The sequence below is a fragment of the Serinicoccus shuyuelongi genome, from assembly GCF_045032955.1.
In the GTDB taxonomy this organism is placed as follows: Bacteria; Actinomycetota; Actinomycetes; order Actinomycetales; family Dermatophilaceae; genus Ornithinicoccus.
In genome coordinates, this window is sequence record NZ_JBJFZU010000014.1 from 45,992 (window position 1) to 71,257 (window position 25,266).

Sequence of the window (25,266 nt, forward strand, 5' to 3'; positions counted from 1 at the left end):
GGACGGGGCTGCCGTGGGGGCAACCGGACGTTCACGGGGCGGCCAGCGTGGCCTTGTCGAGCATATATGTGGGGATCAGCATACCTATGCATCCGCCGGGGTGGAAAAGCCGGAGCGGGGGTGTGTCGGTGGCGGGACCTACAGTGGTGGGGTGCCCACATCTGCCTCTCCCTCCGTGTCCCGAGCCGTCACCCGCGCCCGGCACGATCGTCTGGTCGTGCAGGGGGCGCGCGAGCACAACCTGAAGGACGTCTCGGTCGACATCCCGCGGGACTCGCTCGTCGTCTTCACCGGTCTATCCGGCTCGGGCAAGTCCTCGCTGGCGTTCGACACCATCTTCGCGGAGGGCCAGCGTCGGTACGTCGAGTCGCTGTCCGCGTACGCCCGCATGTTCCTCGGCCAGATGGACAAGCCGGACGTCGACTTCATCGAGGGACTGTCCCCGGCGGTCTCGATCGACCAGAAGTCCACCAACCGCAACCCGCGCTCGACGGTCGGCACGATCACCGAGGTGTACGACTACCTGCGCCTGCTCTTCGCCCGGGTCGGGCGTCCGCACTGCCCGGTCTGCGGCGAGCCGGTGGAGCGGCAGACGCCGCAGCAGATCGTCGACCGTCTGCTGGCGCTGCCCTCCGGCGTCCGGTACCAGCTGCTGGCCCCGGTGGTGCGCGGCCGCAAGGGTGAGTTCGTCGACCTCTTCGCCGAGCTGCAGTCCAAGGGCTTCGCCCGGGCACGGGTGGACGGTGAGCTGATCTCGCTGGCCGAGCCCCCGACCCTGGAGAAGCAGCGCAAGCACAGCATCGAGGTGGTCGTCGACCGGCTCGTCACCAAGGGCGACGGCACGACCGTGGACCGCGCCTACGCGCGCCGGCTCACCGACTCGGTGGAGACCGCGCTGCGGCTCGCGGACGGCATCGTGGTCGCCCAGTTCGTGGACGTGAGCGAGGACGGTCAGGACGACCCGGGTCGTGCTGCGCCGGTGGACGAGCGGGGGGACGCGCTGCCCCGGGAGCGGCGCTTCTCCGAGCGGATGGCCTGCCCGAACGAGCACCCGCTGTCCATCGACGAGGTGGAGCCGCGCTCGTTCTCGTTCAACAGCCCCTTCGGCGCCTGCCCGGCGTGCACCGGCATCGGCGTGGAGCTGGAGGTGGACCCCGAGCTCGCGGTCCGTGAGGACCTGAGCGTCCTCGGCGGGGCGCTGGTGCCGTGGTCCACCGCCAACGGGTTGAGCGACTACTTCCTGCGGGTGCTGGGCGGGCTCTCCGACGACCTCGACTTCCGGCTGGACGTCCCGTGGAAGCAGCTCCCCGGACGCGCGCGTGACGCGGTCCTGCACGGGTACAAGCACAAGGTGCACGTGAAGTACCGGAACCGTTTCGGCCGGGAACGCAGCTACTCCACCGGCTTCGAGGGTGTGATCCCCTACGTCAAGCGCAAGCACGCGGAGACCGAGTCCGACAGCAGCCGGGAAAGGTACGAGGGGTACATGCGGGAGGTGCCCTGCCCCACCTGCAAGGGGCAGCGGCTGAAGCCGGAGATCCTCGCCGTGCACGTCGGCGGGATGAGCATCTCCGAGGTCTGCGCCCTGCCCATCGACCAGTGCGCGGAGTTCCTGGCGTCGGTGGAGTTCACCGAGCGCGAGTCCGCGATCGCCGGGCAGGTCAACCGGGAGATCGCGGCCCGGCTGGGGTTCCTGCTGGACGTCGGGCTGGACTACCTGTCGCTGGAGCGTCCGGCCGGGACGCTGAGCGGGGGAGAGGCGCAGCGGATCCGGCTGGCGACCCAGATCGGGTCCGGGCTGGTCGGCGTGCTCTACGTGCTCGACGAGCCGAGCATCGGTCTGCACCAGCGTGACAACCGCCGGCTGATCGAGACGCTGACCCGGCTGCGCGACCTGGGGAACACCCTGATCGTCGTGGAGCACGACGAGGACACCATCGCCACCGCCGACTGGGTGGTCGACATCGGGCCGGGGGCCGGCGAGCACGGCGGGCACGTCGTGCACAGCGGGTCGGTCAAGAAGCTGCTCAGCCACCCCACCTCGCTGACCGGGCAGTACCTGTCCGGGCGCCGGTCCATCCCCGTCCCACAGGAACGCCGACCCCAGGACGGCCGGGCGGTCACCGTGCGGGGTGCCCGCGAGCACAACCTGCGCGAGATCGACGTCTCCTTCCCGCTCGGCAACCTGGTCGCCGTGACCGGTGTCAGCGGGTCGGGCAAGTCGACGCTGGTCAACGACATCCTCTACCGGGTGCTGGCCAACCAGCTGAACGGCGCCCGGCACGTCCCGGGACGGCACCGCAAGGTGGAGGGGCTCGACCAGCTGGACAAGGTGGTGCACGTCGACCAGAGCCCGATCGGTCGCACCCCCCGGAGCAACCCGGCGACCTACACCGGTCTCTTCGACCACATCCGCAAGCTCTTCGCGACCACCACCGAGGCCAAGGTCAGGGGTTACCAGCCCGGGCGCTTCTCCTTCAACGTGAAGGGCGGACGCTGCGAGGCCTGCTCGGGTGACGGCACGCTGAAGATCGAGATGAACTTCCTGCCGGACGTCTACGTGCCCTGCGAGGTCTGCCACGGCAAGCGCTACAACCGGGAGACCCTCGAGGTCCAGTTCAAGGGCCGGTCCATCGCCGAGGTGCTGGACATGCCGATCGAGGAGGCCGCGGAGTTCTTCAGCGCCGTCCCGGTCATCGCCCGCCACCTGACCACGCTGGTGGAGGTGGGGCTCGGCTACGTCCGGCTCGGCCAGCCGGCGACCACCCTCTCCGGCGGCGAGGCCCAGCGGGTGAAGCTCTCCGCCGAGCTGCAGAAGAGGTCCACCGGCCGCACCGTCTACGTGCTCGACGAGCCGACCACCGGGCTGCACTTCGAGGACATCCGGCGGCTGCTCGGGGTGCTGCAGGGTCTCGTCGACAAGGGAAACACCGTGCTGGTCATCGAGCACAACCTCGACGTCATCAAGAGCGCGGACTGGGTCGTGGACCTCGGTCCCGAGGGTGGGCGCGGTGGCGGCACGGTCGTGGCCGAGGGCACTCCGGAACAGATCAGCCTCAACCCCGACTGCCACACCGGGCACTTCCTCGCCCCCGTGCTGGGACTGGACCGGAGGTCGACCGCATGAGCTGGAGCTGTCCGAACCGGCGCACCGCCCTGCAGGCCGGCGGGGCGCTGCTCGCCACCGGGTCACTGGCTGCCTGCGGAGGAGCGGACCCGGCTGCGGAGGGCGAGGGGACCACCGGGGGCGCAGAGGGTGCTGACGGTGGTGAGCGGCTGCGGGCGCCGCTGGCCGACACCCCGGTCGGGGGCAGCACCTACTACGAGACCGAGGAGATCATCGTCACCAGGCCGACCGAGGACCAGGTGCTGGCCTTCGACGCCACCTGCACGCACGCCGGCTGCATGGTCTCCGGCACCGGGGACGAGGGGACCCTGGTCTGTCCCTGCCACAACAGCGTCTTCGCGGCGGACAGCGGGGACGTCGTCTCCGGTCCGGCGACGCAGCCGTTGGCGGCCGTGGACGCAGAGGTCGACGGCGCCGACGTCGTCATCAGTGGCTGACCCGGCCAGCTACCGGCCGGCCACCGGGCAGATCCCGACAGAACCCGGCGTCTACCGCTTCCGGGACCAGCACGGCCGGGTCATCTACGTGGGCAAGGCCCGGTCCCTGCGGTCGCGGCTGAACTCGTACTTCCAGGACATCGGTGGCCTGCACCCCCGGACCCGGCAGATGGTCACCTCGGGGGCGAGCGTCGAGTGGACCGTCGTCCGCAACGAGGTCGAGGCACTGCAGCTGGAGTTCTCCTGGATCAAGGAGTTCGACCCGCGGTTCAACGTGAAGTACCGGGACGACAAGTCCTACCCCTACCTCGCCGTGACCATGGGGGAGGACTACCCCCGCGCCCAGGTGATGCGCGGCGCCAAGAAGCCCGGCACCCGGTACTTCGGCCCCTACACCCACGCGTGGGCGATCCGGGAGACGCTGGACACCCTGCTCCGGGTCTTCCCGCTGCGGACCTGCTCCGCGGGGGTCTTCCGCCGGGCCGAGCAGGTGGGTCGTCCCTGTCTGCTGGGGTACATCGACAAGTGCTCCGCCCCCTGCGTGGGACGCGTCGACGACGAGGAGCACCGGCGGATCGCCGAGGACTTCTGCGCGTTCATGGCCGGGGATTCCGCGCGCTTCGTGCGCCGTCTGGAGCAGAAGATGCAGCAGGCCTCCACCGACCTGGACTTCGAGGCCGCGGCCCGGCTGCGGGACGACATCGGGGCCCTCACCCGCGCCCTGGAGCGGTCCGCGGTGGTGCTGCCGGACGCCACCGACGCCGACGTCTTCGCCCTCGCCGACGACGAGCTGGAGGTCGCGGTCCAGGTCTTCCACGTGCGCGGCGGCCGGATCCGAGGCCAGCGCGGATGGGTCAGCGAGAAGGGCGCCGAGGACCTGCCGTCGATCGTCGAGCACCTGCTCCAGCAGGTCTACGGGGGTGAGCGCGGCGAGCAGGTGCCGCGCGAGGTGCTGGTGCCGGTGCTGCCCTCCGGCGAGGAGGAGGTGGCGCAGTGGCTGAGCGGGCTGCGGGGATCGCGGGTGGTGGTGCGGGTCCCCGCCCGCGGGGACAAGCGGACCCTGATGGACACCGTCGCGCGGAACGCCCAGCAGGCGCTGGCACGGCACAAGGTTGCCCGCTCCGGCGACCTCACGCTGCGCTCCCAGGCCCTGCAGGAGTTGCAGGAGCTGCTGGAGCTGGAGGAGGCGCCGCTACGGGTGGAGTCCTTCGACATCAGCCACGTCCAGGGCAGCGACGTGGTCGGGTCGATGATCGTCTTCGAGGACGGACTGGCACGCAAGAGCGAGTACCGCCGGTTCATCGTCCGGGACGGCACCGGGGACGACACCGCAGCGATGCGGGAGGTCCTCACCCGACGCTTCCGGCACCTGGCCGACGGACCGGGCCGGGACGAGGAGGGCCGCCCCGCCAAGTTCGCTTACCCGCCGAACCTGGTGGTCGTCGACGGTGGCCTGCCGCAGGTTCGTGCCGCCCAGGCGGCTCTCGCCGAGGTCGGCTCCGGGGACGTGGCCGTGGTCGGTCTCGCCAAACGGCTGGAGGAGGTCTGGGTCACCGGCCAGGACTTCCCGCTGGTGCTGCCCCGCACGAGTGAGGCCCTGTACCTGCTGCAGCGGGTGCGGGACGAGGCCCACCGCTTCGCCAACACCTTCCACCGCCAGCGCCGCTCCCGGAGCATGACCTCGAGCGCGCTGGACGGCATACCCGGTCTGGGGCCGGCCCGGCAGCAGGCGCTGCTGCGCCACTTCGGCTCGGTCAAGGCGATCCGGGCGGCCGATCCGGAGGCGCTGCAGCAGGTGTCGGGGGTCGGTCCCTCGCTGGCCGCCGTCATCGCCGAGCGGCTGGGGGGCGAGACCACCGCCCCGGCCGTTAACCTGAGCACGGGAGAGGTGCTCGACTGACCCGGCGCACCGCCGGGGCGCCCGCCCGACCGACCGAGGAGGCCGACCGTGACGGTACCCCGATCCGACCTGGGCGAGAAGCAGTCACCTGTCCCCGCCGAGGCGCCCGCAGAACCCGTGGAACCCGCCGAGACCCCCCGACGCCCTGACCTGGTCATCCTGACCGGGATGTCGGGTGCCGGGAGGACGACCGCGGCCGACGTGCTGGAGGACCGCGGCTGGTACGTCGTCGACAACCTCCCGCCCGCGATGATCGTGCACCTGGCGGAGGCCACCGCGGACGACCCGCAGCGTCAGCGGCTGGCGGTCGTGGTGGACGTGCGCAGCCGTGACTTCACCACCGAGCTGGGCGTCGCCCTGACCGGGTTGCAGGAGCGGGGCTGGCGTCCCCGGGTGGTCTTCGTGGACTCCTCGGACGAGGCGCTGGTGCGCAGGTTCGAAGCGGTCCGACGCCCGCACCCGCTGCAGGGGGAGGGCCTGCTGCTGGACGGCATCCGTCGGGAGCGCAGGATGCTGGGCGACCTGCGCTCGAGCTCCGACCTGGTGATCGACACCACGAACTACAACGTGCACGAGCTGTCCGCGAAGGTCGACGACCTGCTGGACGTGCGGACCGGCGTCCGGCTGCGGATGGCGGTGATGGCCTTCGGGTTCAAGTACGGCATCCCGTTGGACGCCGACGTGGTGCTGGACCTGCGCTTCCTGCCCAACCCGTACTGGGTGCCGGAGCTGCGCGCGTTCAGCGGCAAGGACGAGGCGGTCCGGGACTTCGTCCTCGGCCACGAGCTCGCCCAGGCCTACATCGAGCACGCCGAGCAGCTGCTGCGCACCTCGGTCCGCGGCTACCTGGCCGAGGGCCGGCGGTACGTGACGGTGGCGATCGGCTGCACCGGCGGCAAGCACCGCTCGGTGGCCAGCACCGACGACCTCGTCCGGCGCCTGGCCGACCTGTCGGAGGTGGGCGTGCAGCTGTCCGCCTTCCACCGCGACCTGGGGCGCGAGTGAAGGGCCCCCGGGTCGTCGCGCTGGGCGGAGGGCATGGGCTCTCCGCCTCGCTGCAGGCGCTGCGGCACGTCACCGAGGCGATCACGGCGGTCGTCACCGTCGCCGACGACGGCGGGTCCAGCGGGCGGCTGCGCCAGGAGTTCGACATCCTTCCGCCCGGCGACCTGCGGATGGCGCTGGCCGCCCTGTGCGAGGACACCGCCTGGGGCCACCAGTGGTCCTCGGTCCTGCAGCACCGCTTCCGCGGCACCGGCGAGCTGTCCGGGCACGCCCTGGGCAACCTGCTCATCATGGCCCTGTGGGACCTGCGCCCCCAGGAGCAGGTGCGTGGTCTGGACCTGGTCGGACGGTTGCTGAACACCCGGGGCAGGGTGCTGCCGATGGCGTTGGAGCCGCTCGACATCGAGGCGCAGCTGGAAGCCGTCGACGAGACCGGGGAGGCTGACCCCGAGCTGGCGATCGTGCGGGGCCAGTCCCGGGTGGCGGGGCACCCCGGCAAGGTGCGCACGGCACGGCTCATCCCCGAGGAGCCGCGCGCCTGCCCGGAGGCGCTCGAGTCGATCAAGCTGGCCGACTTCGTCGTGCTCGGTCCCGGGTCCTGGTTCACCTCGGTGATGCCGCACCTTCTGGTGCCCGAGCTGCGCCAGGCCCTGTGCGACACCCCGGCCCGGCGCATCCTCACCCTCAACGTGAGCCTCAACGACGACGAGACCTCCGGCTACACGGTGGCCGAGCACGTCGCCGCGATCTCCGCGCACGCCCCCGGTCTGACCTTCGACCACGTCATCGCGGACCCGCACGTGGTCACCACCCCGGACGAGCGGGCAGCCCTTGAGGCGGCGGTCGCGCAGGTCGGTGGGCGCCTGGTGCTGACCACCGTCGGCAAGCTGTCCCGGCCCGGTGTGCATGACACGCTCCGGCTGGCGGCGGCCTACCGTGACCTGATGAGCGGGGACGTCGTGTGAGTGGGAGCGACCCACGGCGGGGTAGCCTGCCGGGGGCGATCGGGCAGTCGGCTCAGCCCGCGCCCGCCGAACGGACGAGGAGGATCAGCGCTGTGGCGATGACGGCCAAGGTCAAGGACGAGCTCAGCAGGTTGCCGCTGAGCCGGATGTGCTGCCGCAAGGCCGAGGTCTCGACGATGCTGCGCTTCGCGGGGGGCCTGCACATCGTCGGCGGACGGATCGTCATCGAGGCCGAGCTGGACACCGCGCAGAGCGCGCGCCGGCTGCGCACCTTCATGGCCGAGGTCTACGGCTCCAGCAGCGAGATGGTCGTGATGAGCCCCGGCGGGCTGCGCAAGCAGACCCGGTACGTGGTCCGGGCCACCTCCGACGGCGAGTCCCTGGCCCGCCAGACCGGTCTCATCGACCACCGCGGCCGACCGGTGCGCGGTCTGCCGCCCCGGGTCGTGGGGGCCGGGGTGTGCGACGCCGAGGCGGCCTGGCGCGGGGCCTTCCTCGCTCACGGCTCGATCACCGAGCCCGGGCGCTCCTCGGCCCTGGAGGTGACCTGCCCCGGACCCGAGGCCGCGCTCGCCCTGGTCGGCGCCGCCCGCCGGCTGGGCATCCAGGCCAAGGCACGCGAGGTGCGCGGTGTGGACCGGGTGGTGATCCGTGACGGGGACGCGATCGGGGCCATGCTGACCCGGCTCGGTGCGCACGACGCGGTCCTCACCTGGGAGGAGCGCCGGATGCGGCGCGAGGTGCGCGCCACCGCCAACCGGCTGGCGAACTTCGACGACGCCAACCTGCGTCGCTCCGCGCGGGCCGCGGTGGCCGCCGGCGCCCGCGTCGACCGGGCGCTGGAGATCCTCGCCGAGGACGTCCCCGAGCACCTCCGGGTGGCGGGCGCCCTGCGGCTGGAGCACAAGCAGGCCAGCCTGGAGGAGCTCGGCCAGCTGGCCGACCCCCCGATGACCAAGGACGCCGTGGCCGGTCGCATCCGACGGCTGCTCGCGATGGCCGACAAGAAGGCCGAGGAGCTGGGGATCGAGGGCACCGAGGCGAACCTCACGCCCGACATGCTGGATGACTGACGCAGCGTCAACCACCGGTGTGGTGAGCGCCCCCGGGATGCGGCTAGGTTGGTCGCAGGACGACGGCGTCTGCACGTGCGGCACCTGTGCGCCGCAGCCACTCAACGAGGAAGGTTTCCACCCATGACCGTTCGCGTAGGTATCAACGGCTTCGGCCGCATCGGCCGCAACTTCATGCGGGCCGTCCAGGCCTCCGGCGCCGACATCGAGGTGGTCGGGGTCAACGACCTCACCGACAACGCGACCCTGGCCCACCTGCTGAAGTACGACTCGATCCTGGGCCGCCTGGACGGCGAGGTCACCAGCACCGAGGACGAGATCAGCATCGACGGGAAGTCCTTCAAGGCGTTCGCCGAGCGTGACCCCTCCGCGCTGCCCTGGGGGGACCTGGGCGTCGACGTCGTCGTGGAGTCCACCGGCATCTTCACCGACGCCACCAAGGCCAAGGCGCACGTGGACGCCGGAGCCAAGAAGGTCATCATCTCCGCGCCCGCGAAGAACGAGGACATCACCGTCGTGATGGGCGTCAACGAGAAGGACTACGACCCGGCCGCGCACACCATCATCTCCAACGCCAGCTGCACCACGAACTGCCTGGCCCCGATGGCCAAGGTGCTGCACGAGGAGTTCGGCATCGTCAAGGGTCTGATGACCACGATCCACGCGTACACCGCGGACCAGAACCTGCAGGACGGGCCGCACTCCGACCTGCGCCGCGCCCGCGCCGCCGCCCTCAACATCGTGCCCACCAAGACGGGGGCCGCGCAGGCCGTGGCCCTGGTGCTGCCCGAGCTCAAGGGCCGCTTCGACGGGTATGCGCTGCGCGTCCCGGTCCCCACCGGCTCGGCCACCGACCTCACCTTCCAGGCCGGTCGCGAGGTGACCGTGGACGAGGTGAACGCCGCCGTCAAGAAGGCCGCCGAGGGCGAGCTCAAGGGCATCCTCAGCTACACCGAGGACCCGATCGTGTCCAAGGACATCGAGACCGACCCCGCCTCCTGCATCTTCGACTCCGGTCTGACCAAGGTGATCGGCGACCAGGTCAAGGTCGTCGGCTGGTACGACAACGAGTGGGGCTACTCCAACCGTCTGGTGGACCTCGTGGCCCTGGTGGGCAGCAAGCTCTGATGCGCACGATCGACAAGCTGAGCCAGGAGCTGGGCGGGCTGGCCGGTCGGACCGTCCTGGTCCGCAGCGACCTGAACGTCCCGCTGGACGGTTCCACCATCACCGACGACGGTCGGGTGCGGGCGTCCGTCCCGACCATCACCCACCTCACCGAGGCAGGTGCCCGGGTCGTGGTCTGCGCCCACCTGGGACGGCCCAAGGGCGCGCCCGAGGCGAAGTACTCCCTGGCTCCGGTCGCCCGCCGCCTCGGCGAGCTGGTGGGGGACGGGACCAGCGTCACCTTCGTCGAGGAGACGGTGGGCGCGCGTGCCGCGGCGGCCGTCGCGGCGCTCGCCGACGGCGACGTGCTGGTGCTCGAGAACCTCCGCTTCAACCCGGGGGAGACCGCGAAGGCGGACGAGGAGCGGGCCGACTTCGCCCATGCCCTGGCCGACCTGGCCGACGCCTTCGTCTCCGACGGCTTCGGCGTCGTGCACCGGGCGCAGGCCTCCGTCTACGACGTGGCCCGCCTGCTGCCGCACGCGGCGGGCGAGCTCGTCCGATCCGAGGTCGAGGTGATGCGCCGGCTGCGGGAGGACCCGCAGCGCCCGTACGCGGTCATCCTCGGCGGTGCCAAGGTGAGCGACAAGCTGGGCGTCATCGAGTCCCTCATCACGGTCGCCGACCGCGTGCTCGTCGGTGGCGGCATGGTCTTCACCTTCCTCAAGGCCCAGGGCCACGAGGTCGGGACCAGCCTGCTCGAGGAGGACCAGGTGGACACCGTCCGTGGGTACCTCGAGACGGCGGCCGAGCGGGGGGTGGAGATCGTGCTGCCCACCGACATCGTGGTCGCCGACTCCTTCAGCGCCGACGCGGCGCACGAGGTGGTCGCGGCCGACGCCATACCGGCGGACCGGATGGGGCTCGACATCGGGCCCGAGTCCGAGGAGGTCTTCGCCCGTGCCCTCGCCGACGCACGTACCATCTTCTGGAACGGCCCGATGGGCGCCTTCGAGATGGCGCCCTATGCCAGCGGCACCCGGGCGGTCGCCCGGTGCCTGGTGGAGCGCACTCGGGACGGCGCGATGACCGTCGTGGGCGGGGGCGACTCCGCTGCCGCGGTCCGGGAGTTCGGGCACGCGGACGACGACTTCGGGCACATCTCCACCGGCGGTGGGGCCAGCCTGGAGTACCTGGAGGGCAAGGAGCTCCCCGGGTTGCAGGTCCTGGAGGAGCGAGCATGAGCGCACGAGCACGGACCCGGACCCCGCTGATGGCGGGCAACTGGAAGATGAACCTGGACCACCTGCAGGCGACCCACCTGGTGCAGAAGCTGGACTGGACGCTGCGTGACGCCAAGCACGACCACGCCGCGGTGGAGGTGGTGGTGCTGCCCCCGTTCACGGACCTGCGCTCGGTCCAGACGCTCGTGCAGGGGGACACGCTCACCCTGGGCTACGGCGCGCAGGACCTCAGCGAGCACGACGAGGGCGCCTACACCGGGGAAATCTCTGGTGCCTTCCTGGCCAAGCTCGGCTGCAGCTACGTGGCGGTGGGGCACAGCGAACGGCGGGAGCACCACCAGGAGGGTGACGAGACGGTCGCCGCCAAGGTGCGCGCCGCGCTCCGGCACGGGCTGGCCCCGATCCTGTGCGTGGGCGAGCCGCTGGACGTGCGCCAGGCCGGTGCACAGGTCGAGCACGTGGTCGCCCAGCTGCGAGCCGCGCTGGCCGGGCTCGAGGGCGACCAGGTGTCCCGGGTCGTCATCGCCTACGAGCCGGTCTGGGCGATCGGCACCGGTGAGGTCGCCACCCCGGACGACGCGCAGGAGGTATGCGCCGCCGTGCGCGGCACGGTCGCCGAGCTCGTCGGCCAGGATGTCGCGGACGCGGTGCGGGTGCTCTACGGCGGCTCGGTCAAGCCGGGGAACGTCGCCGAGATCATGGCCCGGCCGGACGTCGACGGCGCCCTGGTCGGTGGGGCGTCGCTCTCGGTCGAGGACTTCGCGTCGATCTGCCGCTATCAGCAGCACGCCGGTGGCACCGGGTGAGTCACTGTTCGGCTCACCGCAGCACCTGAGTTAGGCTGTCTGATGCCCCGGGCCCCACGGCTTCCGGGGCATCAGACCGCGACCGATCGACGACAAGGTGTGCCCACGTGGAGTACGTCCGCTGGTTCCTGGATGCTCTGCTGGTGATCACCAGCTGCTTCTTGGTGATGTTGATCCTCATGCACAAGGGTCGCGGCGGGGGTATGTCGGACATGTTCGGCGGGGGGATGAGCAGCAGCCTGGGGGGCAGCTCGGTCGCCGAGCGCAACCTGAACAGGGTCACCGTGGCGATGGCACTCATCTGGGTGTCGGTCGTGGTCGGCCTCGGCCTGCTGATCCGCTTCGGCTGACCCGGGCGGGCTCCCGGTCCTGACGTCGGGTGAGGAGTAGGGTGACCCTCACCCTGTGCACCGGCCGAGAAGAGGACCCACCATGGTCAACACCAACGCGATCCGGGGGTCCCGTGTGGGCTCCGGCCCGATGGGCGAGAGCGAGCGCGGGCAGTCCGCACCGCGCATCGTCGTCAGCTACTGGTGCGCCCACGACCACGAGACCCGACCCAGCTTCGCCACCGACGGGGAGATCAGCGTCCCGGACACCTGGGACTGCCCGCGCTGCGGGCTGCCCGCCGGCCAGGACCGTACCGCCCCGCCCGAGGCCCCGCGGATCGAGCCGTACAAGACGCACCTGGCGTACGTGAAGGAACGCCGCAGCGACCAGGACGGCGCCGCGCTCCTGGACGAGGCGCTGGAGCGGCTGCGGGACCGCGGCCACGGCGGGCCGGCCTCCTAGGCCGGTCCCCGCCGCGCACGGTGCCGCCGGTCAGCTAGCGCTCGTCGGGCTGCTGTCCGCTCTCGTCCAGGCCCTCCTGGACCGCCCGCTCGACGGCGTCCCCGTCCCGTCGGTCCGGGGATCCGGGCTCGGCGCCGGCCAGTGCCGAGCTGCTCACGCTGCGACGGTCCGCGTCGTCGATGGGGGCCGGCCCGGCCGGGCTGGCACCCGCGCGGACGGCCTCCGAACGGGTCCCGCCGCGCTGCACCTGGGGCAGGCCCTCGCACAGCGCACGGGCGTAGATCTCGTCGGCGTCCAGGCGTCGCAGCTCCGCCGCGAGGGCACCGGAGGCGGTGGGGCTGTGCAGCGCCACCAGCCGGGGCTGGCTGTCCACCACCGACAGGGTCGCGGTGTCCGACCCGTCCGTGCTGTGGACCAGGTCGATCGGGCCGGAGGCGCGGTCCATCCGCACGCTCTGCAGGCCGCTCCCTGCGGGCGTGCGCACCCGCTGCACGGGACAGCGCAACGCCTGGGCGAGCCACCCGGCGAGCAGGTCGCAGCTCGGGCTCTCCGCCTCCCCGGCGACGACCACGCGCTGCACCGGCTCGAAGGGCTCGGTCTCCAGCGAGGCGGCCAACAGGGCCCGCCACCGGGTGATCCGGGTCCAGGTGAGGTCGGTGTCCCCGGGCTCGTAGTGCTTGGCACGCCGACGCAGCTCGGTCGCCGCCTTGGCTCCGGTGGTGGCGTCGGTGATCCTGCGGTGCGCCATCCGGCCCAGGGCCGAGCGGGCCACGTCCGCGACGGCCGCGCCGGGCCACCAGGCCACGACCGGTGAGTCGGGGAGCAGCAACGGGGTGACGACCGCGTCGCCGTGCCGGGTGAGGGCACCGTAGAGGCGGAGCACGACGATCTCGGAGGCACCGGCGTCCCCGCCCACCCGGATCTGGGCGTCCAGGCGGCCGCTTCCGCGGGCGTTGGCGGAGACCACGACGAGGATGCGGGCCGGGTGCTGGCGGGTCGCCTCCCCGGCGATCTCGACGGCCTCGTCCGCGCCCTGCTCGTCGACGACCACGACCAGGGTGAGGACCCGGCCCATCGCCATGGCCCCCACCTCGTTGCGGAGCCGGACCAGGGTCTTGGCGACGTCGGCCGCCGAACAGCTGGGCAGATCGACGATCACGGCAGCCTCCACTCTCGTCCGTCACGGCGCATCAGCTCGTCCGCGCCCGGCGGGCCCCAGGACCCGGCCGGGTAGTCCTCGGGCGGGGTGCGCCCGCGGGCCCACCGTTCGATGACGGGGTCAAGGATGCGCCAGGACTGCTCGACCTCGGCGTGCCGCGGGAAGAGCGGCGGCTCACCGAGCAGGACGTCCAGGATCAGCCGCTCGTAGGCCTCCGGGCTCTCCTCGGTGAACGAGGAGCCGTAGCCGAAGTCCATCGAGACGTCCCGGACCTCCATCTGGCTGCCCGGCACCTTGGAGCCGAACCGCATGGTGACGCCCTCGTCCGGTTGGACCCGGATCACCACGGCGTTCGCGCCGAGCTCCTCGGTGGACGTGGAGCTGAACGGCAGGTGCGGTGCCTTCCGGAAGACCACGGCGATCTCGGTGACCCGCTTGCCCAGCCGCTTCCCGGTGCGCAGGTAGAACGGGACCCCCGCCCAGCGGCGGGTGCGCACGTCCAGCCGGAGCGCGGCATACGTCTCAGTGCCGCGGTCCGGGTCGACCCCGTCCTCCTGCAGGTAGCCGCCGACCTCGTCGGTGCCCTGCCAGCCGGCGGAGTACCGGCCGCGGGCGGTGGCGCTGTCCAGGTCCTCCGGAAGGCTGACCGCCGCCAGCACCTTCTCCTTCTCCGCCCGGACCGCGTCCGCGGTGAAGGAGACCGGCTCCTCCATCGCGGTGAGCGCGAGCAGCTGGAGGAGGTGGTTCTGGATGACGTCGCGGGCGGCGCCGACCTCGTCGTAGTAGCCGGCCCGCCCACCGATCCCGATGTCCTCGGACATGGTGATCTGCACGTGGTCGACGTAGTTGGCGTTCCAGACCGGCTCGAAGAGCTGGTTGGCGAAGCGCAGCGCGAGGATGTTCTGCACCGTCTCCTTGCCCAGGTAGTGGTCGATCCGGAAGACCGAGTCCGGGGGGAACACGCCTTCCACGATCTCGTTCAGCTCCTGGGCGCTCTCCAGGTCGTGCCCGAAGGGCTTCTCGATGACCACCCGGCGCCAGGTCCCCGGCAGGGGGTCGGACAGGCCGGAACGCTGCAGCTGGGTGCAGACCGGGGCGAACCAGGACGGCGGGATGGACAGGTAGAACGCGTGGTTCCCGCCGGTGCCCCGCTCCTCGTCCAGCTGACGCACGGTGCGGGCCAGCAGCTCGAAGGCGTCCGGGTCGTCGAAGGCGCCGGGCACGAAGCGGAAGCCCTCCGCCAGGGAGCGCCACACCTCCTCGCGGAACTCGGTGCGCGCGTGGGTGCGTACCGAGTCGTGCACCACGGCCGCGAAGTCCTGGTCCGCCCAGTCGCGGCGGGCGAAGCCCACCAGCGAGAAGCCGGGGGGCAGCAGCCCACGGTTGGCCAGGTCGTAGATCGCCGGCATCAGCTTCTTGCGGGCCAGGTCGCCGGTGACACCGAACATCACCATGCTGCACGGGCCGGCGATGCGGGGCAGCCGCTTGTCGTCCGGGTCGCGCAGCGGGTTGTGCTCGGCGGTGACCGGTGCGGGGGAGCGGCCGGTCACGGGGCCAGCACGTCGCGCAGCTGGCTGAGGCCGGCGCCCTGGTCGGTGAGGTGCAGACGCAGCACCGGCCGGTCGTGCTCGGCCAGCACCGCGGCATCACCCGCCGCCTGGGCGGCGATGAACTCACCGAAGGTGAAGTCCTTGCCCGGCACCGGCAGGTCCTGCCCGGGGGTGCCGGTGACCTGCAGGTAGACGCCCTGGGCGGGGCCGCCCTTGTGGTACTGCCCCGTCGAGTGCAGGAACCGCGGCCCCCAGCCGAAGGTGACCGGACGCCCGGTCCGGTGCACCAGGTCACCCTGCACGGTGGCGAGCGAGGCGTGCTCGACCCGGTCCAGGTAGACCATCACGGCGAGGTAGCCCGCCCCCGGGTCCAGCTGGTCCAGGAGCGCGGAGACCGCGCCGGCCAGGGTGTCGGTGCCCGCGGGCAGCCAGGCCCCGCCACCGGTGCGGACCTGCACGGCCCCGTCGGTGAGCAGCGGGTCGTCGTCCGCGTCCGCACCCGAGTCCATGATCTCGCGGGCGGCGTTCTTGGCGCTCTCCACATCGGGCTGGTCGAAGGGGTTGATCCCGAGCAGCCGACCGGCGACCGCCGTGGCGACCTCCCAGAGCAGCAGCTGGGCGCCGAGCGAACCCGCCACCTCCACCGTCGATCCCTCGCCGGTGGCCGGTCCGGTGTCGCTCTCGTCGGCGTCCTCAGGGGTCAGCAGCACCACGGTGCAGTCGCCGGTGTCGGCGATGCCGTCGGTGGGGGACTGGCCGGCCGGGGTGACCACCGGGAGCACACCGGTGCCCTGCTTGCCGGTGGACTCGGCGATGAGCTGCTCGGCCCAGTCGCCGAGCCCGACGATCCCGGAGCCGGCGTCGGTGAGCAGCAGCTTGTCCCGCAGCGGCTCGGTGCCGGCCAGGGCCGCGCCCAGCCGGAGCCCCGGGTTGGCCTCGTCGTCGGCGGCCAGCAGGTCGGCGACCACCTCGACCTCGTCGAGCAGCGCGCCGATGTCCACCCCGGCCAGGCCGGAGGGCACCAGACCGAAGGCGGTGAGGGCTGAGTAGCGGCCGCCGACCTCGGGGTCGGCGGCGACGACCCGGTAGCCGTCCGCGCTGGACTGCTCCTCCAGCGGGCTGCCGGGGTCGGTGACGATCACGACGCGCTCGGTGGGGTCGATCCCGGCGTCGGTGAACGCCTGCACGAAGGCCCGACGCTGGCTGTCCGTCTCCAGCGTGGACCCGGACTTGGAGGACACGACGACCGCCGTCCCCGGCAGGTCCTCGCGCAGCGCGTCCCGGACCATGTCCGGGTCGGAGCTGTCCAGCACCACGAGCGGCACGCCCGCGGTGGCCGTGATGACCTCAGGGGCCAGCGACGAGCCACCCATGCCGCAGAGCACGATCCGGGTGACGCCGCGCTCCCGCAGCTCCTCACGCAGGGCCTCGATCTCCCCGACCAGCGGCCGGGAGGAGCGGTGCAGCCCGACCCAGGAGAGCCGGATCGACGCCTCCGACTCCGCCTCGGGACCCCACAGGGTGGCGTCGCGGTCGAACAGCCGGGACGCGAAGGACTCCTTGACCAGAGCCGGCAGGTGCCGCTCCAGGGCGTCGGCCGCCGCGCCGGTCGCGCGGACGGACAGGCTGCTCATGCCTGAGCCTTCCCCTCGCCGGCCTTGTCCAGCTCGCCCTGGACGGTCTCCAGCAGCTCGGCCCAGGAGGCCTCGAACTTCTGCACGCCCTCGGCCTCGAGCTGGTCGACGACCTCGGTGTAGGAGACACCGAGGCGCTCCAGGTCGTCCAGCACCTGCTGCGCCTCGGCATACCCGGCGGTGATGGTGTCGCCACGCAGCTCGCCGTGGTCGGCCGTGGCCTCCAGGGTCTTGCCGGGCATGGTGTTCACCGTGTGGGGGGCCACCAGCTCGGTGACGTAGAGGGTGTCCGGGTAGTCGGGGTTCTTCACCCCGGTGGAGGCCCACAGCGGCCGCTGCAGGGTGGCCCCGTCGTCCTTGAGGTTCTGCCAGCGTGGGGTCGAGAAGACCTCCTCGAAGGCCTGGTACGCCAGCCGCGCGTTGGCCAGACCGGCCTTGCCGCGCAGCGCCAGCGCCTCGTCGGTGCCGATCTTCTCCAGCCGGCCGTCGATCTCGCCGTCCACGCGGGACACGAAGAAGCTGGCCACGGAACGGATCGTGGACAGGTCCACGCCGTGCTCACGAGCCTGCTCGAGGCCGGTGAGGTAGGCGTTCATCACCCCGCGGTAGCGGTCCAGCGAGAAGATGAGCGTCACATTGACGCTGATCCCGTGCGCCAGGGCCTGGGAGATGGCGGGCAGCCCCTCGACCGTGGCCGGGATCTTGACCAGCAGGTTCGGGCGGTCGATCGTCGACCACAGGCGCTGTGCGATCTCCACCGTGCGGTCGCTGTCCTTGGCCGCACCCGGGTCCACCTCGATGGACACCCGGCCGTCCTGGCCGCCGGTCCGCTCGTAGACGGGCATCAGCACGTCGCAGGCGTTGCGGACGTCCTCGGTGGTGAGCGCGAAGACGGTCTCGTCCACCTCGGTGCCCTCGGCGGCGAGCTCGCGGACCTGGTCGGTGTAGGCCTCACCCTCGGCCAGCGCGGCCGCGAAGATGGTGGGGTTGGTGGTGACCCCGAGGACCCCACGGTCCACGTAGGACTGCAGGTCGCCGGAGGTGATCATCGGGCGGTTCAGGTCGTCCAGCCAGACGGATACCCCGGCGTCGTCGAGGTCGTGCAGGGTGGTGCGGGCGGTGTCGGTCATCGCGCTCCTTGGGTCTGTGGTGAGGGTCGGTGGGTGGTGCTCTCAGGCGCCGGGGGCCTCGGACCCTCCGTCGTCGGGCACCTCGGCGCCGCCGGGGATCGGCGTGCCGGCGGCGTCGTCGATCGAGTCGCGGGCCGCCGCGGCGACCGCCTCGGCGGTGATGCCGAACTCGCGGTACAGGGTCTGGTAGTCGGCGGAGGCGCCGTAGTGCTCCAGGCTGACGAGGCGACCGGCGTCACCGACGACCTCGCGCCAGCCCTGGGCGACCGCGGCCTCGACGCTGACCCGGGCCCGGACGGTGGGCGGCAGCACCTCTTCGCGGTATGCCCGGTCCTGGGTGCTGAACCACTCGCGGCACGGCATCGAGACGACCCGGGCATGGATGCCCTCGGCCTCCAGCTGCTCGCGCGCCTGGACGGCCAGCTGCACCTCGGAACCGGTGCCCACGAGGATCACGTCCGGGGTGCCGCCCTCGGCCTCGAGCAGCACGTAGCCGCCCCGCGCGGTGCCCTCGGCCGGGGCCATCCGGTCCCGGTCGAAGACCGGCAGGTTCTGCCGGCTCAGCACCAGCGCCGCCGGGTGGTCGGTGATGCCGAGCACCGTGCGCCACGCCACCGCGGTCTCGTTGGCGTCGGCGGGGCGGATGACGTCGAGGCCCGGGATGGCGCGCAGCGCCGCCAGGTGCTCGATCGGCTGGTGGGTCGGGCCGTCCTCGCCGAGGCCGATGCTGTCGTGCGTCCAGACGTAGACCGGGTTGGCCTGCTGGATCGCGGCCAGCCGCAGCGAGGGTCGCATGTAGTCGGAGAAGGTGAGGAAGGTGCCGCCGTAGGCGCGGGTCAGGCCCTCCAGGGTGATCCCGTTGAGGATCATCCCCATCGCGTTCTCCCGGATCCCGAAGTGCAGGGTGCGGCCGTACTCGTCACCGGGGAACATCTCGGTGGACTTGCCGCTGGGCACGAACGAGGGGACGTTCGACATCGTCGTGTTGTTGGACCCCGCCAGGTCGGCGGAGCCGCCCCACAGCTCCGGCATCACGCCGGCGAGCGCGTTGAGCACCTCACCGGAGGCCTTGCGGGTCGCCATCCCCTTCTCGTCGGCGGGGAAGCTCGGGATGGCGGCGTCGAGGCCCTCGGGGAGCTCACGGTTGCGCAGCCGGTCGAGCAGCTGCGCGCGCTCCGGGTTGGCCTCGCGCCAGGCCTGGTAGCGGGGCTCCCAGGCCGCGTGCGCCTCGGCGCCTCGGTCGCCCACCTTGCGGGCGTGCCGCAGCACCTCGTCCTCGACCTCGAAGGTGCGCCGCGCGTCGAAGCCGAGCAGCGACTTGGTGGCCGAGATCTCCTCGGCACCGAGCGCGGAGCCGTGCGAGGCGCCGGTGTCCCGGGCCTCGGGGGCCGGCCAGGCGATGATGGTGCGCAGCAGCACCAGGGTGGGACGGTCGGTGCGTGCCCGCGCGGCCTGCAGCGCGGCATACAGCTCGTCGATGTTCTCCGTGTAGGGGTCGGTGGCCCGCCAGTCGACGACCTCGGTCGCCCAGCCGTACGCCTCGTAGCGCTTGGCCACGTCCTCGCTGAAGGAGATGTCGGTGTCGTCCTCGATGGAGATGAAGTTCTGGTCGTAGATGACCGTGAGGTTGGACAGCTCCTGGTGCCCGGCGAGGGAGCAGGCCTCGGAGGTGACGCCCTCCATGATGTCGCCGTCGGAGGCGATGACGAAGATCTGGTGGTCGAAGGGGGACTCACCGGCGGGGGCCTCGGGGTCGAGCAGCCCACGCTGGCGACGCTGCGCCATGGCCATACCCACGGCGGAGGCGAGACCGGACCCGAGCGGGCCGGTGGTCATCTCGACGCCGGTGGTGTGGTGCACCTCGGGGTGCCCTGGGGTGGCGGAGCCCCAGGTGCGCAGCTGGCGCAGGTCCTCCAGCTCCAGGCCGTAGCCGGAGAGGTAGAGCTGCACGTACTGGGTCAGGCAGGAGTGACCCGCGGACAGCACGAAGCGGTCCCGGCCCAACCAGTGCGGGTCGGACGGGTCGTGCACCATCACGTTCTGGTAGAGCAGGTAGGCCAGCGGGGCCAGGCTCATCGCGGTGCCGGGGTGACCGCTCCCGCACTTCTCCACCGCGTCGGCGGCCAGCAGGCGGGCGGTGTCGACGGCGCGGACGTCCTCGTCGGTCCAGCCGGTCTGGGCGACCGTGGGCCGGGCCAGCTGGGCGTCGCGGCGGGAGGTGAGGGGGAAGGTGTCGGTCACGATGTCGTCTCCTCGAGATCGGGGAACAGGCGCATACGGGTGGGGCCTGCGGGTCGCCCGGAGGCGCCGGGCCAGGTGTTCTCCTACGTCGCGAACGACCCTATCTCTGGTTGCGACACCGTGCAGGGCCGGAGGACGGACGGGATACGATGAGGGGAACGTCGGGACGGCTGTCCCTGATTCCTGCACCCACGTCCTAAGGCCCCTGTGACGACGACCGAATCCCCCGCCGGGACCTCCCGGCAGAGGCCGGGCTGGCGACGCACGCTGGCGAACTATGTCGCGCTGACGAAACCGCGCATCATCGAGCTGCTGCTGGTCACCACCTTCCCGGTGATGTTCCTCGCCGAGCGCGGGGTGCCACCGGTGTGGCTGATCGCCACGACCCTGGTGGGTGGCACCTTGGCGGCGGCCTCGGCGAACGTCCTGAACTGCTACCTGGACCGCGACATCGACGCGCGGATGCACCGCACCTCGAACCGGCCGCTGGTGACCGGGGCGATCAGCCCGCGGGCGGCCCTGGTCTTCGGTGCCGTGCTCGGCGTCGCCGCGGTGCTCTGGCTGGGTCTGGTGGTCAACTGGCTCTCGGCCTGGCTGGCCCTGGGCGCGATCGCCCTCTACGTGGTCTTCTACACGATCCTGCTCAAGCGACGGACCAGCCAGAACATCGTCTGGGGCGGCGTCGCCGGGTGCATGCCGGTCCTGATCGGGTGGTCCGCGGTGACGGACAGCCTGTCCTGGGCCGCGGTCATCCTCTTCCTGGTCGTCTTCTTCTGGACACCGCCGCACTACTGGCCGCTGTCCATGCGGTTCAAGGAGGACTACGCGGCCGCCGGGGTGCCGATGCTCCCGGTGGTGGCCAAGGACGTGGCCGTCGGCCGGCAGGTCGTCGCCTACACCTGGGTGACCGTGCTCATCTCGCTGGTGCTCGTCCCGGTGGCACCGATGGGCTGGGTCTACACCGTCGTGGCCGTGGTGTCGGGGGCGCTCTTCCTGGTGGAGGCGCACCGGCTGCACGCCCGCGCCCGCGACGGGGTCACCGGTACGGCACTCGGTGCGATGCGCCTCTTCCACTACTCGATCAGCTACCTCACCCTGCTCTTCCTCGGGGTGGCTGTCGACCCGCTGCTGTTCTTCCCGCTGCGATGAGGGACAGACGCGCGGCCGTGGTCGGCACGCTGCTGCCCCGGGTCCCCGGGGCGTGGCTGCGTGCCCTGGCCTGGGCCTCGATGCTGGCGAACGCGCTGCTCGTGCTGACCGGTGGGCTGGTGCGGCTGACCGGCAGCGGCCTCGGGTGCCCGACCTGGCCACGGTGCACCGACGCCTCGTGGACCAACACCCCGGAGATGGGGATCCACGGCTACATCGAGTTCGGCAACCGGCTGCTGACCTTCGTCCTCGCGGCGGTCGCCGTGCTGACGTTCCTGGCCGCGGTGCGCCTGCGCGACCGGCACCGTGACCTGTTCACGATCACGCTGGTGATGGGGCTCGGCATACCGGTCCAGGCGGTGCTGGGCGGGATCACCGTGCGCACCGGGCTGAACCCGTGGGTCGTGGGCATCCACTTCATGGTGTCCTCGGTGCTGATCGCGCTGGGGGCGATCCTGGTGAACCGGTCGCGCCGGGCCTCGCTGGCGGCGGCCGCGCACAGCGAACGACCGGGCCAGGTCGGGGCCGCACGGGGGACCGTCCGTGTTCTGGGTGCCCTGCTCGCCGTCTCGGCGTTCCTGGTGGTCTACCTCGGCACCCTGGTCACCGGGACCGGACCGCACTCGGGGGACTCCGGGGAGGTGGCGCGGCACACCTTCGACGCGTACTGGGTCACCCGCGCCCACGTGGTCCCCGTCTACCTCCTGGTGATCGGCACCGTGGTGGCGCTGGGGCTGGCGGTGCGGACCCCGTGGCCCCGCCCGGTCCGGGTGCTGCTCGGGGTCCTGCTCGGCCTGCTGCTCGTGCAGGGGGCGGTGGGCTACTACCAGTACTTCACCGGTCTGCCGGTGGTGGCGGTCGCCGTGCACCTGGTCGGTGCGGCAGCGCTCAGCGCAGTCACCGCGATGACGGTGGAGAAGATGTATGCCGTCTCGGCCGCGTCCGTGACGGGGCGCGCCGCAGGGTCTGACGGGTTCGAGGGGGTCGCCGCGTCTGACGAGGAAGGCTCAGTCGGACCAGCGCAGCAGCCGGCGGGCAGCGGCGCCGGCGAGCACCACCCACGCCAGTAGCACCAGCAGGGCGCGCCCGTCCCAGGCACCGAGCACGAGCGCGGAGCGCAGCGCGTCGGCCAACGCGGCGGAGGGCAGCAGGCTCAGCAGCTGGCCGCCGGGCAGCGACTGGGTGGGGACCAGGAGGCCACCGCCCACTGCGAGCAGCACCCAGACCAGGTTGGCGAGGGCGAGCACCGCCTCGGCGCGCAGCGAGCCGCCCAGACAAGCCGCCAGGGCGGCGAACGCCCCGGCACCCAGGAGGAGCGCCAGCAGGGCGGGGGCCGCACCGAGCAGCTCGGGACGCCACCCCAGCGCCACGGCGACGGCGCCGATCACCAACAGCTGGACCAGCAGCACGACCAGGACGGACAGCCCCTTGGCCAGCAGCAGCCCACCCCGGCCCAGCGGGGTGGTGCCGAGCAGCCGCAGCACCCCCCAGCGCCGTTCGAAGCCGAGCAGGATCGCCTGACCGGTGAACGCGGTGGACAGCACAGCGAGGGCCAGCACGCCGGGGGTCAGCACGTCGATGCGCGCGGCGCCGGCCCAGGGGCCGACGGCGAGCTCCGGGTAGGGGACCAGCGCCAGGGACACCAGCGCGATGATCGGCAGCACCATGGAGACCAGCAGCTGCTCGCCGTGCCGCAGCAGGCCGACCGCCTCGAAACGGGCCTGGGCGAGCACCCGGGTGGTGGGGGAGGCGGCCGCGGGACCGGGGCCCGGCCCGCTCATGCGTCCGCCCCGTCGGTGAGGGCGAAGTAGGTGTCCTCGAGTCCGCGGTCACCGGCCACCTCGGCGACGGTGCCGTCGGCGACCACCCGTCCCCGGGCGATGACGACGACGCGGTCAGCCAGTCGCTCGGCCTCGTCGAAGGAGTGGGTGGTGACGACCATGGCGGTCCCGGCGGCGGCGTGCTCGGCCACCAGCGCGTGCACCACCCGGCGGGCGTGCGGGTCCAGGCCGGCGGTCGGCTCGTCGAGGAAGACGACCCGCGGACGGCCGACCAGGGCAGCAGCCAGCGCGACCCGCTGGCGCTGGCCTCCGGACAGACGCCGCAGGCTGGTGCCGGCGAAGTCGTCGATGCCGAGCCGGCTGCACAGCGCGTCCACGTCGGCCGGTCCGGTCCAGAGCCTGGCCAGGTGACGCAGCAGCGCGCGCGGCGTGACGGCCTGCGGCAGCCCGCCGTCCTGGAGCATCACACCCACCCGGGACCGGTGCTCAGCGCCGGCACGCCACGGATCGGTGCCGAGCACGCATACCGTGCCCGCGTCGCGGTGCTGGAGGCCGGTCGCGATCTCGACGGCCGTCGTCTTGCCGGCGCCGTTGGGGCCGAGCACGCAGGTGACCTCTCCGGTACGGGCCGACCAGGTCAGCCCCCGCAGCGCCTCGGTCTGCCCGAACCGGCGGGTGACACCGGTCATCTCCAGGGCGACCTCGGGGTCGGGGAGGGAGGACGTCACGAGCGTGCAGTGTACGGACTGCTCCCGGGAGGCCGTCCCAGGCGTCCGGACCGGCACGACGGGACGCTCGGACCGGCAGGACGGGACGCTCGGAGTGGCACGAGGAGACGCCCGGTGCGGGGGAGGGGGAGGTGAGGGTCGCCTACCTTGGCGCTGGTCAGCGCAATAGGTCACACTGGCATAGTGAATTTGGCTGATGTCCACGACGAGTCCCGCACCCGGGACCGCGTGCGTCGCGCCGTGGGGGAGCAGGCACCGGTGACGGCCAGCGTGCTGGCCACCGCCCTGGGCCTCACCCCGGCCGCCGTGCGCCGTCACCTCGACGCGCTCGAGGAAGCCGGCCTGATCGCCGAGCACGACGGGCCCCGCCCGGGCAAGCGGACCCGCGGCCGACCGGCCCGCGCCTACGTCCTCACCGCGCTGGGCCAGGAGCAGTTCCGCACCAGCTACGACGGTGTCGCGAACGCCGCCCTGCACTACCTGGCCGACCAGGCCGGGCCCGCCGCCGTCGAGGGTTTCGCCGAGGCGCAGATCCGCGAGCTCGAGGAGCGCCTGCAGGCCTCCGTGAGCGCCGCGGTCGCCGACGCGGGCTCCGACGACCTGGAGACCCGCACCGCCGCCCTGGCCCGAGCCCTGTCCACCGAGGGGTATGCCGCGAGCGCCCGCCCGGTGGGGCAGGGGACCGGGCTCGCCGGGCTCCAGCTGTGCCAGGGCCACTGCCCGGTGCGCGAGGTGGCCATCGAGTTCCCCCAGTTCTGCGACGCCGAGACCAAGGCGTTCGCCAGGATCCTGGGGGTCCATGTGCAGCGGTTGGCCACCTTGGCCGGCGGCGAGCACGTGTGCACGACCTTCGTCCCGACGGGCGCCCTGGGATCCGGTCCGCCCAGCGCGGAAGAAAGAGCCAGTGCGCCACCGTTCGTCCTGAAGAGGACTTCGCCCGAGGGTGGGCGCGACACCGCGCCCGGCCCTCGTGCCAGAGCCACCACCGACCCCACAGAGCACCACGCCGACGAGAGGACGTGAGATGAGCACCAACATCGAGGAGCTCAACCCAGGCCTGAAGGATCTGGGCAACTACGAGTACGGCTGGGCCGACAAGGACGACGCCGGAGCGTCGGCCAAGCGCGGTCTCTCCGAGGAGGTCGTCCGCGACATCTCCGGACGCAAGGACGAGCAGCCGTGGATGCTGGAGCAGCGCCTGAAGGCCCTGCGCCTCTTCGGCAAGAAGCCGATGCCGCACTGGGGCGCCGACCTCTCCGACATCGACTTCGACAACATCAAGTACTTCGTGAAGTCCACCGAGAAGCAGGCCACCTCCTGGGACGACCTGCCCGAGGACATCAAGAACACCTACGACCGGCTCGGCATCCCCGAGGCGGAGAAGCAGCGCCTGGTCGCCGGTGTCGCCGCGCAGTACGAGTCCGAGGTCGTCTACCAC

The 25,266-nt window shown here is 72.1% G+C and carries 21 protein-coding genes and 1 pseudogene; 15 read left to right on the plus strand and 7 right to left on the minus strand.

Annotation, left to right across the window (positions count from 1 at the left end; all coding sequences use genetic code 11):
- Positions 1 to 151: 151 nt before the first annotated feature.
- The 11 genes from uvrA to ACI3EY_RS15575 all read left to right on the plus strand — a co-directional run bounded on the left by uvrA (position 152) and on the right by ACI3EY_RS15575 (position 12,456).
- On the plus strand, positions 152 to 3,127 hold the full coding sequence (gene uvrA / locus ACI3EY_RS15525; RefSeq protein WP_405041028.1) for an excinuclease ABC subunit UvrA: 2,976 nt from the start codon (positions 152 to 154) through the stop codon (positions 3,125 to 3,127).
- On the plus strand, positions 3,124 to 3,564 hold the full coding sequence (locus tag ACI3EY_RS15530) for a Rieske (2Fe-2S) protein (protein WP_405037350.1): 441 nt from the start codon (positions 3,124 to 3,126) through the stop codon (positions 3,562 to 3,564). Before uvrA ends, ACI3EY_RS15530 begins: the two co-directional genes overlap by 4 nt.
- Complete coding sequence (gene uvrC, locus ACI3EY_RS15535) at positions 3,557 to 5,464, plus strand: excinuclease ABC subunit UvrC (RefSeq protein ID WP_405037349.1); 1,908 nt, start codon at positions 3,557 to 3,559, stop codon at positions 5,462 to 5,464. The genes ACI3EY_RS15530 and uvrC overlap by 8 nt, the downstream gene beginning before the upstream one ends.
- A gap of 48 nt (positions 5,465 to 5,512) precedes the next feature.
- Positions 5,513 to 6,469, plus strand: a complete 957-nt coding sequence (gene rapZ, locus ACI3EY_RS15540; RefSeq protein WP_405041029.1) for an RNase adapter RapZ — start codon at positions 5,513 to 5,515, stop codon at positions 6,467 to 6,469.
- On the plus strand, positions 6,466 to 7,434 hold the full coding sequence (locus tag ACI3EY_RS15545) for a gluconeogenesis factor YvcK family protein (protein WP_405041030.1): 969 nt from the start codon (positions 6,466 to 6,468) through the stop codon (positions 7,432 to 7,434). The genes rapZ and ACI3EY_RS15545 overlap by 4 nt, the downstream gene beginning before the upstream one ends.
- A gap of 92 nt (positions 7,435 to 7,526) precedes the next feature.
- The gene (gene whiA / locus ACI3EY_RS15550; protein WP_405037346.1) at positions 7,527 to 8,507 is read left to right on the plus strand and encodes a DNA-binding protein WhiA; all 981 of its coding nucleotides are present in this window, start codon (positions 7,527 to 7,529) and stop codon (positions 8,505 to 8,507) included.
- Between the two features lie 123 nt (positions 8,508 to 8,630).
- A complete protein-coding gene (gene gap / locus ACI3EY_RS15555; protein WP_405037345.1) occupies positions 8,631 to 9,635 on the plus strand; it encodes a type I glyceraldehyde-3-phosphate dehydrogenase in 1,005 nt (334 codons plus the stop codon).
- Positions 9,635 to 10,858: a phosphoglycerate kinase gene (locus ACI3EY_RS15560; protein WP_405041031.1), complete on the plus strand. Its 1,224-nt coding sequence runs from the start codon at positions 9,635 to 9,637 to the stop codon at positions 10,856 to 10,858. Before gap ends, ACI3EY_RS15560 begins: the two co-directional genes overlap by 1 nt.
- Positions 10,855 to 11,664, plus strand: coding sequence for a triose-phosphate isomerase (tpiA, locus tag ACI3EY_RS15565; RefSeq protein WP_405041032.1), 810 nt, complete (start codon positions 10,855 to 10,857; stop codon positions 11,662 to 11,664). Before ACI3EY_RS15560 ends, tpiA begins: the two co-directional genes overlap by 4 nt.
- Positions 11,665 to 11,771: 107 nt before the next feature.
- On the plus strand, positions 11,772 to 12,014 hold the full coding sequence (gene secG, locus ACI3EY_RS15570) for a preprotein translocase subunit SecG (protein ID WP_405037342.1): 243 nt from the start codon (positions 11,772 to 11,774) through the stop codon (positions 12,012 to 12,014).
- An 82-nt stretch (positions 12,015 to 12,096) separates the two neighbouring features.
- On the plus strand, positions 12,097 to 12,456 hold the full coding sequence (locus tag ACI3EY_RS15575; RefSeq protein WP_405037341.1) for an RNA polymerase-binding protein RbpA: 360 nt from the start codon (positions 12,097 to 12,099) through the stop codon (positions 12,454 to 12,456).
- A gap of 34 nt (positions 12,457 to 12,490) precedes the next feature.
- Here the strand turns inward: ACI3EY_RS15575 and ACI3EY_RS15580 are convergent, their stop codons facing one another.
- From ACI3EY_RS15580 to tkt, 5 genes are read right to left on the minus strand one after another with little or no spacing between them, the layout of a single operon-like run.
- Positions 12,491 to 13,615, minus strand: a complete 1,125-nt coding sequence (locus ACI3EY_RS15580) for a glucose-6-phosphate dehydrogenase assembly protein OpcA (protein ID WP_405037340.1) — start codon at positions 13,613 to 13,615, stop codon at positions 12,491 to 12,493.
- Positions 13,612 to 15,165, minus strand: a complete 1,554-nt coding sequence (gene zwf, locus ACI3EY_RS15585; RefSeq protein ID WP_405037339.1) for a glucose-6-phosphate dehydrogenase — start codon at positions 15,163 to 15,165, stop codon at positions 13,612 to 13,614. The genes ACI3EY_RS15580 and zwf overlap by 4 nt, the downstream gene beginning before the upstream one ends.
- Positions 15,162 to 16,799, minus strand: coding sequence for a glucose-6-phosphate isomerase (locus ACI3EY_RS15590; RefSeq protein WP_405037338.1), 1,638 nt, complete (start codon positions 16,797 to 16,799; stop codon positions 15,162 to 15,164). The genes zwf and ACI3EY_RS15590 overlap by 4 nt, the downstream gene beginning before the upstream one ends.
- On the minus strand, positions 16,796 to 17,929 hold the full coding sequence (gene tal, locus ACI3EY_RS15595) for a transaldolase (protein WP_405037337.1): 1,134 nt from the start codon (positions 17,927 to 17,929) through the stop codon (positions 16,796 to 16,798). Before tal ends, ACI3EY_RS15590 begins: the two co-directional genes overlap by 4 nt.
- 42 nt (positions 17,930 to 17,971) lie before the next feature.
- On the minus strand, positions 17,972 to 20,170 hold the full coding sequence (gene tkt, locus ACI3EY_RS15600) for a transketolase (RefSeq protein ID WP_405037336.1): 2,199 nt from the start codon (positions 20,168 to 20,170) through the stop codon (positions 17,972 to 17,974).
- A gap of 207 nt (positions 20,171 to 20,377) precedes the next feature.
- Between tkt and ACI3EY_RS15605 the strand changes: the two genes are divergently transcribed.
- On the plus strand, positions 20,378 to 21,319 hold the full coding sequence (locus ACI3EY_RS15605; protein WP_405041033.1) for a heme o synthase: 942 nt from the start codon (positions 20,378 to 20,380) through the stop codon (positions 21,317 to 21,319).
- Entirely contained in the window at positions 21,316 to 22,389 is a 1,074-nt protein-coding gene (locus ACI3EY_RS15610) for a COX15/CtaA family protein (RefSeq protein ID WP_405041034.1), read from the plus strand. Before ACI3EY_RS15605 ends, ACI3EY_RS15610 begins: the two co-directional genes overlap by 4 nt.
- Here the strand turns inward: ACI3EY_RS15610 and ACI3EY_RS15615 are convergent.
- Positions 22,327 to 23,100, minus strand: coding sequence for an ABC transporter permease (locus ACI3EY_RS15615; RefSeq protein ID WP_405041035.1), 774 nt, complete (start codon positions 23,098 to 23,100; stop codon positions 22,327 to 22,329). The genes ACI3EY_RS15610 and ACI3EY_RS15615 overlap by 63 nt on opposite strands.
- Positions 23,097 to 23,789: an ABC transporter ATP-binding protein gene (locus tag ACI3EY_RS15620; protein ID WP_405041039.1), complete on the minus strand. Its 693-nt coding sequence runs from the start codon at positions 23,787 to 23,789 to the stop codon at positions 23,097 to 23,099. The genes ACI3EY_RS15615 and ACI3EY_RS15620 overlap by 4 nt, the downstream gene beginning before the upstream one ends.
- 222 nt (positions 23,790 to 24,011) lie before the next feature.
- On the opposite strand from ACI3EY_RS15620, the gene ACI3EY_RS15625 reads away from it, so the two are divergent.
- Both ACI3EY_RS15625 and ACI3EY_RS15630 read left to right on the plus strand, forming a co-directional pair.
- Positions 24,012 to 24,851 carry a helix-turn-helix transcriptional regulator gene (locus ACI3EY_RS15625; RefSeq protein WP_405041036.1) on the plus strand — a complete coding sequence of 280 codons (840 nt, stop codon included), beginning with the start codon at positions 24,012 to 24,014 and terminating at the stop codon, positions 24,849 to 24,851.
- A gap of 1 nt (position 24,852) precedes the next feature.
- A pseudogene (locus ACI3EY_RS15630) lies at positions 24,853 to 25,266 on the plus strand (Fe-S cluster assembly protein SufB); the annotation flags it as partial.

Excerpts from the sequence above, each read along its gene's own strand:
- ACI3EY_RS15530 (WP_405037350.1), top strand. The coding sequence starts at position 3,124 with ATGAGCTGGAGCTGTCCGAACCGGCGCACCGCCCTGCAGGCCGGCGGG.
- gap (WP_405037345.1), top strand. The coding sequence starts at position 8,631 with ATGACCGTTCGCGTAGGTATCAACGGCTTCGGCCGCATCGGCCGCAAC.
- ACI3EY_RS15560 (WP_405041031.1), top strand. The coding sequence starts at position 9,635 with ATGCGCACGATCGACAAGCTGAGCCAGGAGCTGGGCGGGCTGGCCGGT.
- tpiA (WP_405041032.1), top strand. The coding sequence starts at position 10,855 with ATGAGCGCACGAGCACGGACCCGGACCCCGCTGATGGCGGGCAACTGG.
- ACI3EY_RS15575 (WP_405037341.1), top strand. The coding sequence starts at position 12,097 with ATGGTCAACACCAACGCGATCCGGGGGTCCCGTGTGGGCTCCGGCCCG.
- ACI3EY_RS15590 (WP_405037338.1), bottom strand. The coding sequence starts at position 16,799 with ATGAGCAGCCTGTCCGTCCGCGCGACCGGCGCGGCGGCCGACGCCCTG.
- tal (WP_405037337.1), bottom strand. The coding sequence starts at position 17,929 with ATGACCGACACCGCCCGCACCACCCTGCACGACCTCGACGACGCCGGG.
- ACI3EY_RS15610 (WP_405041034.1), top strand. The coding sequence starts at position 21,316 with ATGAGGGACAGACGCGCGGCCGTGGTCGGCACGCTGCTGCCCCGGGTC.
- ACI3EY_RS15615 (WP_405041035.1), bottom strand. The coding sequence starts at position 23,100 with ATGAGCGGGCCGGGCCCCGGTCCCGCGGCCGCCTCCCCCACCACCCGG.
- ACI3EY_RS15620 (WP_405041039.1), bottom strand. The coding sequence starts at position 23,789 with ATGACCGGTGTCACCCGCCGGTTCGGGCAGACCGAGGCGCTGCGGGGG.